The 15,920-nt window shown below is 65.2% G+C and carries 13 protein-coding genes; 7 read left to right on the top strand and 6 right to left on the bottom strand.

Annotated elements, in window-relative coordinates:
• Position 1: 1 nt before the first annotated feature.
• Positions 2-1,030: a zinc-binding dehydrogenase gene (locus tag AC1TQG_RS21940; protein ID WP_482140219.1), complete on the bottom strand. Its 1,029-nt coding sequence runs from the start codon at positions 1,028-1,030 to the stop codon at positions 2-4.
• Positions 1,031-1,098: 68 nt separating this feature from the next.
• The gene (locus AC1TQG_RS21935) at positions 1,099-2,256 is read right to left on the bottom strand and encodes a pyridoxal phosphate-dependent aminotransferase (RefSeq protein WP_482140217.1); all 1,158 of its coding nucleotides are present in this window, start codon (positions 2,254-2,256) and stop codon (positions 1,099-1,101) included.
• A 144-nt stretch (positions 2,257-2,400) separates the two neighbouring features.
• Between AC1TQG_RS21935 and AC1TQG_RS21930 the strand changes: the two genes are divergently transcribed.
• Entirely contained in the window at positions 2,401-3,246 is an 846-nt protein-coding gene (locus AC1TQG_RS21930; RefSeq protein ID WP_482140215.1) for an LppU/SCO3897 family protein, read from the top strand.
• A 39-nt stretch (positions 3,247-3,285) separates the two neighbouring features.
• Here AC1TQG_RS21930 and AC1TQG_RS21925 read toward each other — a convergent pair whose 3' ends face one another.
• The gene (locus AC1TQG_RS21925; RefSeq protein ID WP_482140213.1) at positions 3,286-4,938 is read right to left on the bottom strand and encodes a DNA repair helicase XPB; all 1,653 of its coding nucleotides are present in this window, start codon (positions 4,936-4,938) and stop codon (positions 3,286-3,288) included.
• 73 nt (positions 4,939-5,011) lie between these two features.
• A complete protein-coding gene (locus AC1TQG_RS21920; protein WP_482140211.1) occupies positions 5,012-7,354 on the bottom strand; it encodes a helicase-associated domain-containing protein in 2,343 nt (780 codons plus the stop codon).
• 6 nt (positions 7,355-7,360) lie between these two features.
• On the opposite strand from AC1TQG_RS21920, the gene AC1TQG_RS21915 reads away from it, so the two are divergent.
• The 4 genes from AC1TQG_RS21915 to AC1TQG_RS21900 are packed head-to-tail and all read left to right on the top strand — an operon-like array spanning position 7,361 to position 9,007.
• Positions 7,361-7,549 carry a hypothetical protein gene (locus tag AC1TQG_RS21915; protein WP_482140209.1) on the top strand — a complete coding sequence of 63 codons (189 nt, stop codon included), beginning with the start codon at positions 7,361-7,363 and terminating at the stop codon, positions 7,547-7,549.
• A gap of 3 nt (positions 7,550-7,552) precedes the next feature.
• Positions 7,553-8,047, top strand: a complete 495-nt coding sequence (moaC, locus tag AC1TQG_RS21910; RefSeq protein WP_482140207.1) for a cyclic pyranopterin monophosphate synthase MoaC — start codon at positions 7,553-7,555, stop codon at positions 8,045-8,047.
• The gene (locus AC1TQG_RS21905) at positions 8,040-8,570 is read left to right on the top strand and encodes a MogA/MoaB family molybdenum cofactor biosynthesis protein (protein WP_482140205.1); all 531 of its coding nucleotides are present in this window, start codon (positions 8,040-8,042) and stop codon (positions 8,568-8,570) included. Before moaC ends, AC1TQG_RS21905 begins: the two co-directional genes overlap by 8 nt.
• Positions 8,570-9,007 carry a molybdenum cofactor biosynthesis protein MoaE gene (locus tag AC1TQG_RS21900; RefSeq protein ID WP_482140204.1) on the top strand — a complete coding sequence of 146 codons (438 nt, stop codon included), beginning with the start codon at positions 8,570-8,572 and terminating at the stop codon, positions 9,005-9,007. Before AC1TQG_RS21905 ends, AC1TQG_RS21900 begins: the two co-directional genes overlap by 1 nt.
• Positions 9,008-9,147: 140 nt before the next feature.
• On the opposite strand, the gene AC1TQG_RS21895 is transcribed toward AC1TQG_RS21900, so the two are convergent.
• A complete protein-coding gene (locus tag AC1TQG_RS21895; protein WP_482140202.1) occupies positions 9,148-10,230 on the bottom strand; it encodes an iron-siderophore ABC transporter substrate-binding protein in 1,083 nt (360 codons plus the stop codon).
• 50 nt (positions 10,231-10,280) lie between these two features.
• Positions 10,281-11,558 carry an enterobactin transporter EntS gene (gene entS, locus AC1TQG_RS21890; protein ID WP_482140200.1) on the bottom strand — a complete coding sequence of 426 codons (1,278 nt, stop codon included), beginning with the start codon at positions 11,556-11,558 and terminating at the stop codon, positions 10,281-10,283.
• A 146-nt stretch (positions 11,559-11,704) separates the two neighbouring features.
• Here entS and AC1TQG_RS21885 point away from each other — a divergent pair, with 146 nt between their 5' ends.
• The gene (locus tag AC1TQG_RS21885; protein ID WP_482140199.1) at positions 11,705-12,574 is read left to right on the top strand and encodes a siderophore-interacting protein; all 870 of its coding nucleotides are present in this window, start codon (positions 11,705-11,707) and stop codon (positions 12,572-12,574) included.
• Positions 12,575-12,664: 90 nt separating this feature from the next.
• The gene (locus AC1TQG_RS21880; protein ID WP_482140197.1) at positions 12,665-15,880 is read left to right on the top strand and encodes an amino acid adenylation domain-containing protein; all 3,216 of its coding nucleotides are present in this window, start codon (positions 12,665-12,667) and stop codon (positions 15,878-15,880) included.
• The last annotated feature ends 40 nt before the right edge of the window (positions 15,881-15,920 follow it).

Raw genomic sequence — 15,920 nt, 5'->3', positions numbered from 1 at the left:
CCTACGGGGTCATCAAGAGCAGTGTGCGTCCGAGGCTGTCACGAGATTCGATCATCGTGTGGGCTGCCGCGGCATCGGCGAGCGGAAAGGTCTGTCCGACATGGACCTTCAGTTCGCCGTCCGCGGCGATCCGTACCGCCCGGTGTAGCAACGCTTGCCAGTCGATGGACGGATCGATGGTGAGTTGGCGCAGCGACGTCGCGGTCACGGCGGTCGTGGTGTTCTGGATGTCTGCGAAAGTTCCTGCCGCCGAACCGTATCCAAGGAACCGTCCGCCTGGCCCCAGGGTGGCTGCGGCGATGGCTCCGAGCGATCCGCCGACCCCGTCGAACACCACGTCGACGCCGTTTCCGCCGGCGACTTGGCGGACCTGCTCCGGCCAGCTGTCGGAGTCGTACCGCACGGTGGCTGTTGCGCCCAGAGCGGTCGACAATTGGGCTTTTGTCGCACTGCTCACGCCTGCGATCACCTCTGCACCCGCGGTGCGGGACAGCTGGGTCAACAGGGTTCCCAATCCGCCTGCCGCTCCGGTGATCAGTACCCGATCGCCGGGGGTGATCCGAGCGGTTTCAAATGCCGCCAAGGCTGTGCGCCCGTCGTGAACCAGGGCCGTGGCGTCCTCGAGGGCGAGGTGGTCGGGGATCGGTACGACCGTGTCGGCGTTGGCGAGCGCGAACTCGGCATAGCCGCCGATCGGTAGCCCGCCGGCAACTCCGCTCGCGGCGGTCCTGCTGATCACCCGCCTGCCGAGCAACGACCGGTCCTCGCCGTCCGCGACGTCGACAATCGTGCCGCCGACGCCGCCGCCGGGTATGTAGGGCAACGGCATCTCGAAGTGGTCGGTACCCCAGCCGCTGCGAAGGCGGGCATCGAGGAACATCACATCCGCAGCAGCCACCTTGATCAGGACTTGCCCGGCTGTCGGCGAGGGGACTGGGGCGTCGCCGAGGTGAAGCACATGTGGGTCACCGAATTCCTGAACTTCGATTGCGCGCATGGTCTTTCGGGACGTCGTATCGGTTGTATCCATGTACCAGACCGTAGAACTTCAAGCGCGCATGAAGTCAAGCCGAATGGTCGTCGTGGCGGTGGTCGACTTCAGGCCAGGGCGCGCAACCGTTCTGCGGCCTGTTCGATCACATTGTCGCGCTTGGCAAAAGCGAACCTGACCAGGTGGCTCCACTGGTCCTGGTGATCGACGAAGGCGCTGACCGGGACCGCCGCGACACCGATCCGCTCGGGTAGGTCGCGGCAGAACGCCGCGCCGTCGTGATAACCCAGCGGACGGGGATCGGCACAGACGAAGTAGGTGCCCTCACTGCGGTGGACATCGAAACCGACATCGGTCAGGGCGCTGGTGATGAGATCGCGGCTGCGCTGCAGGCGGGCCGCGGACTGGCGAACCCAGTCCATTTCGGTGTTCAGCGCCGAGGCCACAGCCGGCTGGAACGGTCCGCTGCCGACGTAACTCATGAACTGTTTGGCGGTCCGGGCCGCGGCGACGAGCTCGGCCGGACCACTGATCCAGCCGACCTTCCATCCGGTGCAGTTGAACGTCTTACCGGCCGAGCTGACCCGCAGCGTCCGTTCCCTCATGCCAGGCAGCGTTGCCAGCGGAGTGTGCGTGCGGTTGTCGAACAACAGGTGCTCGTAGACCTCGTCGGTCAACGCCACCACGTCGTTCTCGATGCAGGCGTTGGCGATGGCCTGCAGATCGTCGTCGGAAAGGACCGTACCGGTGGGGTTGTGCGGCGAGTTGACGATCACCAGCGCGGTATCGGACGTGATCGCACGGTCCAGTGCGTCGCGGTCGAGGGTGAAGCCGTCGCCGTCCGGAACCAGTGGGACGGTGACCCGGTTGGCGCCTGCCATCGCGGTGGCGGCGGCATAGCAGTCGTAGTACGGCTCGATCATCACCACATCGGTGCCCGCCTCGACCAGGCCGACAACGGCACCGGTGATGGCCTCGGTCGCGCCGACGGTGATCAGGACCTCGGTGTCGGGATCGTAGTGCAGGCCATAGTGGTCGAGTTGATGCTGGGCGACTGCCGTCCGCAGCGCCGGGATCCCGGCGCCGGGCGGGTACTGGTTGTGTCCGGTCGCGATCGCATCCTGCGCGACCATGAGCATGGTTTCCGGGCCGTCGGTGTCCGGGAAGCCCTGCCCGAGATTGATGGCATCGTGTTGGATGGCCAACTGGGACATCTCGGCGAAGATTGTCGACGAGAACGGTTGTAGCCGCTTGACGGTCCGCATGTCTGTTGGCCTCCTGGGATGTCAGATGCTCGCAGTCTCCAACGCTACCGCGGCGCGGGCGGCCGGAGCTGCTTCACCTCGGTGGCGCGGTCGTCAGCGGTTACGCTGATGAACCTCAGCATTTCGGTCATCGGAAGGTATCGCGTGTCAGATCAAGGTCCCTATCCCGGCGCGCCGGGTCCCAATGGTCCGGGTGGGTACAACCCGTATGGGGAGCAGAATCCCTATGGACAGCAGTACCCCGGTGGCACGCCCGGCCAACCGGGACCGGGTCAGTCATATCCACCGCCGCAGCCGGGTTATGGTCCCCCGTCCGGTCCGGCCTATCCGCCGCCGACGTTCCCCGGTCAGCCCTACCCGCAGCAGCCCGGCCAGGCCAATCCGCAGTATGGCCAGCCCTATCCGCAGCAGCCCCTCGCCCAGCCGTATGGCGCGGTCCCGCAGTACGGCAACTACCAGCAGCCCCCACCCCGCAAGAAGCGCACGTTGTGGGTGGTTCTGGCGGTGGTCGCGGCTGTTCTGGTCGCAGGCGTGATCGCTGTGGTGGCGCTGGCGGTTGTCCTCGCCGACGACATCGACGACGTCAAAGCCGGCGACTGCATCACCGTGACCGGCGCCAACTCGGATGCGGACTTCGACATCGTCGACTGCGGCAAGACCTCGCCGCTGAATTTCATCGTCGCGGAGAACCTTGATTCGCGGACCGAATCCTGTGGGGGAGAGCAGTATTCGGAGCTGACGCAGGCCGGTGAGGACGAAACGAAACTCTGTCTGGTCCCCAACTTCCAGGAAGGCAGCTGTTACGAGGTCCCGGTCGCGTCACTGACCGGGATGAAAGAGGTGCCCTGTGAAGTCGGGAGCAGCCAGATCAACACGGTGCTCAAGGTGCTGACCAGGGTCGACTCGACCACCGTCCCCGGTTGCCCCAGCGCGATAACGTTCGATCGTCCGAAGCCGCTCGGGTTCTGCTTCGGCAGTCCCGCCGACTGATCGCCCGACAACGCGTGCGGCAGATGAGCCGGTTGCCGATCAGCCGATGGCAGGGCCGAGCAGGTCGTCGGCGTCGGTGATCCGGTAGGCGTAACCCTGTTCGGCGAGGAAGCGTTGCCGGTGGGCCGCATAGTCGGCATCGACGGTATCGCGGGACACCACCGAGTAGAAGTGTGCCTGTCCGCCATCGGCTTTCGGCCGCAGCAGGCGGCCGAGGCGCTGGGCCTCTTCCTGTCGGGATCCGAACGTTCCCGAAACCTGGACCGCGACGGACGCCTCGGGCAGATCGATGGAGAAGTTGGCCACCTTCGACACCACCAAGATCTGTATCTCACCGGTGCGGAACTGCTGGAAGAGCACCTCACGTTCCTGGTTCTTGGTGGAACCCTTGATCACCGGCGCATTCAATGCTTCACCCAGTTCGTCGAGCTGATCGAGATACGCGCCGATCACCAGCGTCTGAGAACCCTGGTGCTGCGCGAGAATCGACTTCACCACATTGATCTTGGTGTGCGCGGTGGAGCAGAGTTTGTATTTCTCCTCCGGCTCGGCGACGGCGTATTCGAGGCGTTCGTTGTCGGTCAGGGTCACGCGCACCTCGATGCATTCGGCAGGCGCGATCCAACCCTGTGCCTCGATGTCCTTCCACGGTGCGTCGTAACGTTTCGGACCGATCAGGCTGAACACGTCGCCCTCGCGACCGTCCTCGCGCACGAGGGTGGCGGTGAGGCCGAGCCGGCGTCGCGACTGGAGGTCGGCGGTCATCCGGAACACCGGAGCGGGCAGCAGATGGACCTCGTCATAGATGATCAGGCCCCAGTCCCGGGAGTCGAAGAGGTCGAGGTTGCGGTACTCGCCCTTCGTCTTGCGGGTCATCACCTGATAGGTCGCGATGGTGACCGGACGGATCTCTTTGCGTTCGCCGGAGTACTCGCCGATCTCTTCCTCCGTGAGTGACGTCCGGGCGATCAGCTCGCGTTTCCACTGGCGTCCGGCCACGGTGTTGGTGACCATGATCAATGTGGTCGCCTGAGCCTTGGCCATGGCGGCTGCGCCGACCATCGTCTTGCCTGCGCCACAGGGCAGGACCACCACACCGGAACCGCCTGCCCAGAACGAATCGGCAGCCAACTGCTGGTAGTCACGCAGCTCCCAGCCGTTCTCGTCAAGCGAAATCGCATGGGCTTCGCCATCGACGTATCCGGCGAGGTCTTCGGCAGGCCAGCCGACCTTGAGCAGTACTTGCTTGAGCCGTCCACGTTCGGACGGATGCACGATGACGGTGTCGTCGTCGACGCGGTCCCCGAGCATGGGAGCGATCTTTTTGTTGCGCATGATCTCCACGAGAACCGCGCGATCGAAGCTCACCAGGGTCAATCCGTGGACCGGACTCTTGACCAATTGCAGCCGTCCGAAGCGGCCCATGGTGTCGACGACGTCCATGAGCAGCGGCTGCGGTACGGCGTAGCGCGAGAAGCTGACCAGCGCGTCTACCACCTGTTCGGCGTCGTGGCCTGCCGCGCGGGCGTTCCACAGCGCCAGCGGCGTCACCCGGTAGGTGTGCACGTGTTCGGGTGCGCGTTCGAGCTCCGCGAACGGCGCGATGGCTGCGCGCGCTTCGGCCGCTCGGGGATGGTCGACCTCGAGAAGCAGGGTCTTGTCGGATTGCACGATCAGGGGTCCGTCGGTCACAAGGATTCATTGTCCTGGGAAGTGCGCGTTTGTGCCACGTAGGGGTGACGTGGCTCTCTTTGCAGGCCGATGGTCAATCGACCATTTCGACGGTGGTGATGCGGTGCAGCGAGAACCGGTGCTCGTCGTCGGTGCCGGGCTCGGTCGCGATCACCTGCCCGGCGCCGATCAATCGGGGGACCACTACGTGACGGCTCGCAAAGCCCTCCGCGTTGACGTATCCCAGCCGCACCGTGCTCTTGGAGTTCAGCGCTTTCTGCAGCAGTGCGGTGGCGGGCAGTCCGCCGCCGGTCACCGACGAGCCGCCCTTCCCGGGACGGACCAGAGTTGCGGAGTTGGCGGCATCCTGCGAACGCATGTGCGTGACCACTGCGCCGAGCCGATCCCGGCTGGGCAGAGACAGCGACGGTTTGCGGGCGCTCTGCCGTTCGCGTGGTGTCTGTAGCCGGGCGCCTCGGAACCGTAGGTCGACGAGTTCGCCAGTGGCGTCCTCGCCTGCCGGGGCGAACCCGGCTGCCCGGAGGTGATCGAGCACGCCGATCAACGGTTCCGATGTCACGGCGACGGTCGGGGCCAACGCACGTAGCGAGAGTTCCTCGGCTACCGGGGAGCTGAGCACCGCGGCCAGCGTCGTCGGATCCTCACATCGGATGAACGTGCTGGCGACGCCAACCCGGAGCTGTCCGTGTTTGCGGGCGACATCGTCGATCAGATAGGAGATCGACTGCGGCACCGGTGTTTTCGAATGAGAGGTGAAGAAGGTGAGCAACTCGGTGCCGGTACGTCCGGCGTCGAGTGCACGTCGGACGGTTGCTTCCGAGACCCGATACACCGATGCGGCGCCACCGGATTCGAGATCTGCGACCAGGCTGAGGTCGGCCATCAGTTCGGGTGTCAGCGGACCGGGTGCGGTGATCGTCTGATCTGCCTGGGCCAGGAAGTAGTCGATGGGGGCCGGAATGGACCGTGCCATTGCGGCCAGCGTCTGCGGCTCGATGTCCTCGGCCGGTCCGGCGGCGACGATCTCGCGACCCGCGGATGTCAGGGCGCCGTGGGCGACCAGGCCCAATGCCTGTGCTTCAGAGAGTGTCTCGGCAATTGTTGTCTGTGACAGTCGACGTATCCAGCGAGGATGGCGCCAGGCGATCTGTCGTCCGACCGATGTGGGACTGACAGCGGCACCGGGCTTGGCCTCGGCCAATGCCTGCAGCACCAGCATTCGTTCGGCGCGTGCGGCGCCCTCCGAAATCGAGCCGACCAACGCACCGATGGTCGTGCCTTCGGGGGTTCGGTCGCCGATCTGCCATGGGCGACGATGTAGATCGATCCACGCCGACGCGATCGAGAACCAGCGTCGTTCGGTGCTCTGATGGATCCAGCTGTCGGCGGAAGTTGTTGGTGCCCACGACGGTTCCAGACCGTCGGACAGGTCGGGCTCGGGGAAGCCGGAGTCGATCAGGCGCAGGCCCGCCAGCACTTCGAGCACCAGCCCCATCCGTTTCTCGTCCACGCCCACCGCTTTGGTCAGGCGGCGGATCTCGCGGACTCCCATCCCTCCTGCGCGCAGGACCGTGGCCGGCTGCGCTCCGAGGGTCTCGAGCACATCTGCGCTGTGCCGCAAGAACTCCATGGCCTCGCCCGCGGCCGCGGCGTCGACCTCGCCGAGACCGATCTTGCGGCCGCCCCCGCCGGTCAGTTCCGGTGGGCGCAGAGTCTTGGGCTCGGCCGGATCCTCGCCGCGCAGCAGCTGCCCGACCACCACCGGCAATTCGACGGTCTGATCGTCCACCACAACAAGCAGATCCTGGTGAACGAGTTGGGGAACCGGTCGGTCCGAGTCCGGTCCGAGTGCGGCGTCACGGGTTCGGCCGAGGCCGGGGCCGGTGGACAGCGTGGTCAACAGTTCGCGTTCGCGCTCACCGAGCGCGTCGATCGTCTTCCGGATCTCCTCGAGGCCGCGCATGTTGATTGGCGCGGTGGCCAGCGGTGCGCGCCAGGGCCACGCGGCCGGCATGTGCGGTCCGGTACGTAGTGCCACGCGTGGACCCCAGATCAGCGCCAGCGCGATCAGTGAATCGATCCGAGCGCTGATCGCGGCCGGATCGCCGCGCTGTGACAGGGCTTCGACGATGGCAGCGGCGGCGACGGGCTCGCCGCCGGACTCGCGTCGCAATGTGCTCAGGGTTTCGAGAACGGCCACCGCGAGCAGGTCCAGATCTTCGCCGGATCGGTTGATCGAGGCCGCCGACAACGCCCGCTGGGCGAGGACCACAACACCCGGAGGAGGTGGGCTTGCCAGGTCGGGCCGCGCCTGCAACAGATCAAGCAGTTGTTCGTCGCTGCGCGAGGCGAGGTCGTCGGCCAGGCTGATTGGCTGGTCGGGGCTCATCCAGTAGATGATATGCGCGCCGCTCATGGCACAATGACCGCCGTGGCTGAAAAGAAGAAGTACGTGGACAATGGTTGGCCTGAGGTTCCGGACGGCGAGCACGCCGTGAGTGAATTCACGTCCAATCGTTCCGGATCGCTGTCACCCTTTGGCGACATCACATTCCCGGTGGATCCGAGCGATCTTCCTTACCTCCATCCCCGCACCACGGTCAATCGCTGATCGGTGGATCCCTCATCGGATTCGGGGCGCCTGACTCATCTCGATGAGTCCGGGGCAGCGAAGATGGTCGATGTCGGAGGCAAGCCCGCGACCACCCGAAAAGCTGTGGCAACGGGCACTTTTGTGACCACCGCCGAAGTGATCGGGCTGCTGTCGTCTGGTGGTTTGCCCAAGGGTGATGCGTTGGCCACGGCCCGGATCGCCGGGATCATGGCGGCCAAGAAGACCCCTGAACTGATCCCGCTCTGTCATCAGGTGGCGCTCAGTTCCGTCGGCGTCGACTTCGAACTCGGTGAGAGCACCATCGGGGTGCGGGCCACGGCCGTCACCACCGATCGCACCGGCGTCGAGATGGAAGCGCTGACCGCTGTCGCCGTTACCGGTCTCACACTTCACGACATGGTCAAAGGGGTCGACCCCCGCGCGCAGATGACCGACATCGGACTTGCCGAGAAGACCGGCGGCAAGAAAGGTCATTGGAAGCGCGACGATGCATAGCGCCGATTCACCGGGGAATAGCGCCGGTTCACCGGGGTCTGAACACGCCGCGCCGCGCACTGCGGCGATCGTGGTGGCCTCGACACGGGCTGCAACCGGCGTGTATCCGGACCGCTGTGGGCCGATCATCGCCGGGTGGCTCAGTGAGCGTGGTTATGAGGTCGGGCAGCCGCAGGTAGTGCCTGACGGCGACCCGGTGGGTGAGGCGCTGCGTGGTGCTGTTGCCGCCGGAGTTGCCCTCATCATCACCACCGGGGGAACCGGGCTCACACCCACCGACCACACTCCCGAACAAACCGCAGCCGTGATCGACCGCGCCATACCCGGTCTGGCCGACGCCATCCGGCGCAGCGGACTTCCGAAGGTGCCCACCGCGGTCCTCTCGCGTGGCATCGTCGGTACTGCGGGACGCACACTGATCGTCAACCTCCCGGGCTCCAGCGGAGGTGTGCGGGACGGACTCGAGGTTCTCGAGCCGGTTCTGGACCACGCGATCGATCAGATCAACGGAGGTGATCACTGATGGCAGCCGTGGTGGCGTTGGCCGCCGTGACCGAGGAACCGTTGTCGACCGCTGTGCACGAACAACTTGCCGGTGACGCCGCCGATGGTGCTGCCGGGGCAATCGTGAGTTTTGTTGGTGCCGTGCGTAATCACGATGGTGGCCGAGACGTGACCGCTCTGAACTACAGTGCCCATCCGACCGCCGCCGAGGTGGTGGCAAGGGTCGTCGCCGAGATCGCAGCGGCCGCGGAAGGTGTACGTGCCGTGGCGGTGTCGCATCGCGTCGGCAACCTCGCCATCGGCGACGCCGCACTGGTGGTCGCCGTTGCAGCCGACCACCGGCAGGCAGCGTTCGCCACGTGTGCGCTCCTGGTCGACGAGGTCAAAGCCCAGCTGCCGGTGTGGAAACACCAGATCTTCGCCGACGGCACCGACGAATGGGTTGGTTCGGCCTGAGGGCTTGCCGGCTTCGGGTCGGCTCGGATATCGCAACAGTTCGGGATACAGCAATCGGCGCGGCGGTGAGATGTTCACCGCCGCGCCGATTCAACTTGTGGGCCCAGTTGTTTGTGGGCCGGTTGGCCTTACGTGTCCAGCTACTTCGCCGCAGCTTCCACGATCTTCGGGGTCATCTGATCTACGGCCCATTCGAGGCTGGGCGCTGACGGGAACGCCAGTGCGGCCGGGACCGACTCGGTCTTCGGGATCTCCACGACGGCACCACGTTTGACGGCAGGCATGTTGGTCCACAGCTGCTGATCACTGAGCAGACTCATCTGGTCCGAGGTGTCCGGGAAGACGATCAGCACATCGGCGTCGAGTTTCTCCAGGCTTTCGTAGCTGACCTGGGTCCGGCCATTGGTGCACGGGACGCTCTGTGCGTAGTCGGACAGCACCATGCCGAACTCCTTCATGACGCGGCCCAGGTTGTCGTCGGCCGAGCACAGGATGTAGACGTCGGATGCCGACGGCGAGATGAGGACGTTGAACGTCTTGCCCTTGAGCTGCGGGTTGGCCGCCGCGGCGTCGGAGAGCGTCGAATCTGCCGAGGCGATGACCTCTTCACCCTTGGCCTCGAGGCCAAGGGCTTTCGCGACCTTTCGGGTCGAGTCCTGCCAGGAATCGCCGTTCGCCTGGGTCGTGTACGACACGATCGGTGCCACGTCGGCGAGTGCGGCATTCGTCTGGTCGACCAGGCCGTAGAACGCGGTGCCGACCATGACGTCGGGCTCGAGGGCCAGAATTGCTTCGAGAGTGGACGACTGGGCGGTGCTCAGGTCCAACTTGGGTGTCCCGGCCGGGTACTTGCCCTGCGCCCAGGGGAACAGGCCGGTGCCGTTGGTTGTCGAGTCGGTCTGTGCGCTGGTGGGTATGGCGATCGGGGTCACGCCGAGTGAGAGGACGATGTCTGCGTCGGTCGGACTCAGTGCCAGGACCCGCTCGGGCTTCGATTCGATGGTGACGTCGCCGAACGCACCGCTCACGGTCACCGGGAACGAACCGGATGTCGACTCCGAGGAGGCCGCGGTGTCCGTTGCCTTCCGGGCATCGTTCGTCTGGTTGCCATCGCTGTCAGACCCGCAGGCCGCAAGGAGCGGAAGGAGTACCGTACCCGCGGCGACAACGCCGATCAGGCGGTTGCGCCACTGTATGTTCTTCGACCGTCGCTCCGACGTCATTCTTGTCTTCCTGTCGCTCAACGTGTTTCCACGAACATCTTAAGGAAGGCTCACCTTATCACCGGGGAATTCGGCGGTGAATACGTCCGCAGCGGACGCAACACCACCGCTCCGCAGAGTGAGATGACAAGCAGGATGCCGCTGTAGACGGTGACTGCGCTCGATGCCGCCATGAAACTGCCGACGGCACCGGCCAGCAGGGCGCCAACCGAGAGGCCTGCGACTTCCTGTGCGGCCCAGAGGCTGTTGACGCGGCCGAGTAGCGGGGCCGGGGTATTGGTTTGGATCAGGTTGTAGCGCAGCACTTCCTGGATCGTCGTCGCCGCTCCGAACGCGATCAGCAGTGGCACCGCAAGCAAGACGGTGGTGGTGAGGCCAACCGCACCCTGGAGGACAAAGCCAATGGTCAGTGCGGTCACCAGCACCAATCCGGGCCTGCGCAGGTAGGACAGCCAGCCACTCGTGAACGACGCGATCACCGCCCCGATCGCACCGGCGGCATAAAGCAAGCCGGTGGTCCGTGAATCTCCGGAGAATCGCTCGTCGACAAATGCCGGGATCAGTGCGAGCAGTCCGCCGCCGAGCATCGCGATCACACCGACCGCGATCACACCGCCGACAAGACGGTCACGACGCAGGAACTGGACGGCGGATTCGCGGGCGGCGGCAGCCTTGCCCTCGACTGGTTCCGTCGGCTCGTGGGTCGGCGCCGGAAGGCGGGGGAGCCCGGACAGGATGATGATCGTGATCACCGTTCCGATGGTGGTGATCCAGTAGTTCCACGACACCGACCAGGTCGCCACGATCACGCCGGCCAGGAGCGGGGACAGAACCGCGCCGAGTCGGACCGTCAGTGCATTGAGGGCGCCGACACCGATCATCTGGTCGGACGGGATCAGGCTGGGGATCACCGACAGCAGCGCGGCAACGCTGATCGATCCGAATGCCCCGTTGAGCACCGTCAGCACCGCGATTGCGGTGACCGACGGTGCCGGGAGTATCGCGTTGATGCCGAGCCCGATGAATGTCAGGCCCGCCATCGTCCGGGAGAACAGGATCAGGGTTCGGCGATCGTATCGGTCGGCGAGCACACCGCCTGCGAGCATGCCGCCGATCGTGGCGACACCGCCCAATGCTGACACCAGGCCGACGAGGAACGTCGATCCGCTGAGGTTGTACGTCTGGATCGGCACCGACACCGTCAGCATCCCGATCCCGAGCAGGGAAATCGTCCGAGCGATGAAGATCCGACGGAAGTTCACACTCTCGCGCAGTGGTCGAAGATCGAGGAGGACCCGGCGTTTGCTGGTGGTTCGTTCCGCTGTCACAGGTCAATACCTCTCGGGTGGCCCACGCCGGCGTAGCGCGTTCGGTGGTCCAGTGGTCATCGATGAATCATGTTTGGCTACCCTAAGGCGATCAGATCGTATCGCAGTGTTGTGTGCCACAACCCAATCGAAGGGGCCGCGCAGTCGTGACCACCGAACGACACGTCCCGCCGGAGCGGATGTCGCTGCCGATTGTGTTGCGGCACCTACACGTTGTCCGGGTTGTCGATGTGACTCCACATATGCGGCGCGTCACCCTGGGCGGTGAACAGCTCGGCGCGTTCAGTGCAGGCGGCTACGACCTCACGCCGTTCGCGACGCACAATCCGGACGACTACGTGAAACTCTTCTTCTCGGACCCTGAAACGAACGTGCTCACACTGCCCGAGCAGGACGACGGCCACCTCGACTGGCCGAAGCGTCCGGCGCCGACCTCGCGGTCCTACACGGTTCGCAGTTATGACGAGGTCGCAGGCGAGCTGGATATCGATTTCGTGCTGCACGGTCACGGTGTTGCGGGTGAGTGGGCCCGCGCGGTGCGGCCGGGCGACAGCATTCATCTCGCGGGACCGAAGGTGACGACCTCGCCGCCTGCTGGTGCGCCATGGTGGATCTTGGCAGGCGACGAAACCGCATTACCTGCGATCGCGCACTACCTCGATGCACCGCCGGCCGGTAGGCCGGTTCATGCGTTTGCGGTGGTGCCCGATGCTGCCGATGAGCAGGCCGATATCAACGGGATCACCTGGTTGCGGCGCCGCAACGACGTCACCGACGGTCAGCAGCTGGCCGCGGCGATCAACGAATTGTCGCTTCCCGACGGAGATGGCTGGATGTGGATTGCCGGCGAGGCCGGGACCGTTCGCGAGCTTCGCGCAGTGGCGAAATCACTGGGTGTCGGCAAGGCGATGCTCGATGCGAGTGGTTACTGGCGCCGGCCCGTCACCGGTGGTGTCCTCGAGCGGGTCCGCACGCTCCGTGCTCAGGCGACCGAAACTCTGGCAGGCAGACTGTAAGCAGTCCGAACGAGATCCCGATTGACCGGGCGTGCCTTGGTCAGGCTAACCTAAGGCTCGGTTGTCGTTTCGGGAAAGAGAAGTCGCATCGTGCAGCTCCGTCAGCAGGTTCTGCGCACCTCCAGCGCCTCGCAGAACGTCCTCTTGGCTCAGGCACTTGCTCCGGGGAATCCGACCTTTGTGGTTGGACAGTTCTTGCGGATGAGCGGCCCGCTCGACGTCGAGCGGCTCGTGCGGGCAACGGATTCCACACTGGCCGTCCTGGACGTGGCGACGGCCAGGTTCACGGTCGATGCCGATGGTGCGGCGATGACTCTGGGTTACCAGGCGCCCCCTACCGAGGTCGTGGATCTAGCGGCGGAGCAGTCACCGGAATCGGCAGTGCAGGAATGGGCGCGCCGTCGGCATTCGGTCGCCATTGATCCGGCATCCGAACCCTGTGTGCGGGCAACCGTGCTCATCCTGGGCTCGCAGACCCATCTTCTTCACCTGGCCGCCCACCATGCGGCCCTCGATGCCTTCGGTATCGCGTTGCTGATGCGCAAGGTCTCTGCGGTGTACGACGGCGCCGAACCCCTTGTGCCCTCCGTCGGGGATGTGGTCGACGACGACCTGCGGTACCGCGCGAGCGAGCAGTTCGACATCGATCGAGAGTTCTGGGCGCAGGAAGTGATCGGTTCAGATCCCGCTGCCTCGCTTGCACATCCGGATGCCGGTCCGGCCGCTATTGCGACATCGGTGCGGACCGAACGGATCATGGTGGCACCGCAGACCGTCGATGCGATGACCGGTTCGGGGTCGGGCGGCGGCACCTGGATCGAGGCACTGGCGGCAGGTGTTGCCGGTTTTGTGGCCCGCGTGACCGATCGCGATGACGTGATCCTGGGATTCCCGATGATGGCGCGGATGGGGACGTCTGCGACCCGGGTGCCGACGACGTCGGTGAATGTTGTTCCGCTGCGGATACATACCGCTCGGACAAGCAGCGCCCGCGAGATCATGGAGTTCTTTGCGCAGACCAGGTCGCGGATCGGTGCACACGCGAGATACCGCGGAGAAGACATCGCGCGGACGGTGAGGTCGGCCGGATCATCGCCGATCGTCGGACCGTCGATCAATATCAAACCGTTCGGCGACCGGATCCGCTTTGCCGGACTGGACGCATCGGTCGAATCCCTGGCTCGTGGGCCGGTGACCGATCTGAGCATCACCGCACAGCGCGTCGAACGTACCGGGGCGGTGGAGTTGTGCATCGACGCCGACTCCGAGCGGTACACAGAATCCGAACTCGCTGCGCTCGGCGTGCGTCTGGTCGCGTTCATCGACCGATTCTTTGCACCCGGACCACAGACCCGCCTCGGTCAGATACCGGTCGCGACGCCGCGTGAGGTCGACGCACTGCCGATCGCGGGGCGCAGTGTTGAGTCCGATTCGAATACAGATGTGCTGCAACTGATTCGAAGTGCGGCGAAGCGCACGCCGGATGCCATCGCGATCATCTCGGGTGATGATGCGATGCGCTACGACGATCTGGTCAACGCCACCGACCGCTTGGCCGACCGCCTGCGGCAGCAGGGTGTCGGTGCCGGCGACACAGTTGCGATCCTGTTGCCCCGCACGCCGAAGCTCGTTGTCGCCCTGCTGGCGACATTGGCAGCGGGTGCGGCCTACGTGCCACTCGATCCGCGCTTCCCGGCCGACCGGGTGGAATACATGCTCGGGCACAGCAATCCGCGGACCATCCTCACCACGACCGACTGCGCCGGGGTCTTGTCCGACCAGCAGCTCGCGCGCACGCTTGTCCTCGATGCGCCGGGCGGAGACGTTCGCCCGGATTCGGCCGGGTCGCAGCGGCGGTCGGGCACCGCCCGCCGGACACCGCATTCGGTGGCCTACGTGATCTACACGTCGGGTTCGACCGGATTGCCCAAAGGGGTTGCCATTAGCGACCGGGCGATGGCAAACCTGGTGCGCGACATGAGTGATCGATTCGGATTCGGCCCACAGACCGTGATGTTGGCGGTCACGACGATCTCGTTCGACATCGCGGTGCTCGAATTGTTCTCACCCTTGATCTCGGGTGGTTCGGTGGTACTGGCCGGCAATACCGAGATCCAGGATCCGCAGGCACTCGCGGACCGGATCTGTTCGAGCGGTGTGAATGTCATGCAGGCGACGCCTGCGCTGTGGGCCGGGTTGCTCACGCTCGGCCCGGCTCTGGATCTGAGCGGAGTCGATGTTCTGGTGGGCGGCGAACCGTTGCCCGAATCCGTTGCCGAAGAACTCGGTGCTGCAGCGCGAACTGTCTGGAACATGTACGGCCCCACAGAGACAACAGTGTGGTCGACGGTGGCCGCGGTGAGCTCCGGTGCCGACATCACCATCGGCAGGCCCATCGCCAACACCCGTGCATACGTCCTCGACAGAGCACTGCAACCGGTCCCGGTTGGCGCGGTCGGGGAGCTCTATCTCGCCGGTGACGGCGTCGCAACGGGATACTTCGGGCAGGTCGATCTGACGGCGGCCCGATTTGTTGCCGATCCAGATCAGCAGGGATGCCGGATGTACCGGACCGGTGATCTCGCGCGGTGGGGGACCGATGGTCGACTCGTCTGTCTCGGACGCACCGATGATCAGGTCAAGGTCCGCGGGTTCCGGGTCGAGCTCGGAGATGTGGAAACCGCGGTTGCCTCGATGAAGGGCGTGGATCGATGTGTCGCGCGGGTGATTCCGAGCGCCACCGGTGGGCAGTTGGTGGCGTACGTCCGCGTGATTGCCGGCGCGGCGGTCGACCGGGCGAAGATACGCGATGAACTGCGACTGATACTGCCCGAATACATGATCCCGGCAGCGATACTCGAAGTGGCCGGGTTCCCGCAGACGCCCAACGGGAAGCTCGATCGTAAAGCATTGCCTGAACCGGATTTCTCGTTGATGGTCACGGACTCCAGAGAACCCGAGAACGAGGTCGAGTCGGCGCTGTGTGCTGTCTTTGCACAGGTGCTCGGTGTGGCGCAGGTGGGCGTCGAGGACGACTTCTTCGGCCTCGGCGGCGACAGCATCACCGCGGTCCGGGTGGTCGGTGCCGCCGCCCGGGTGGGATTGAAGCTGACGGCGGCGCACGTGTTCGAATCGAGAACCGTTGCGGTACTCGCGCCGCTGGCCACATCGGTGACGGCTGCGACGCCCGTATCGGCTCCTCCGCAGGCCCACACGCGGCAGCGGGTGGCACCTGACACCGCAGTGTTCACCGGGCTCTCACAAGAAGAGCTCGACGAGTTCGAAGGCGAAGGCAACCTACTGTGACGACTGGCTCGCGACCCGCTACATCGTCCACGCTCGAAAA

It is taken from the genome of Williamsia sp. Y844 (genome assembly GCF_056786475.1).
The sequence above is the reverse complement of the archived record's forward strand: the minus strand, read 5'-3'. Positions and strand labels throughout refer to the sequence as shown.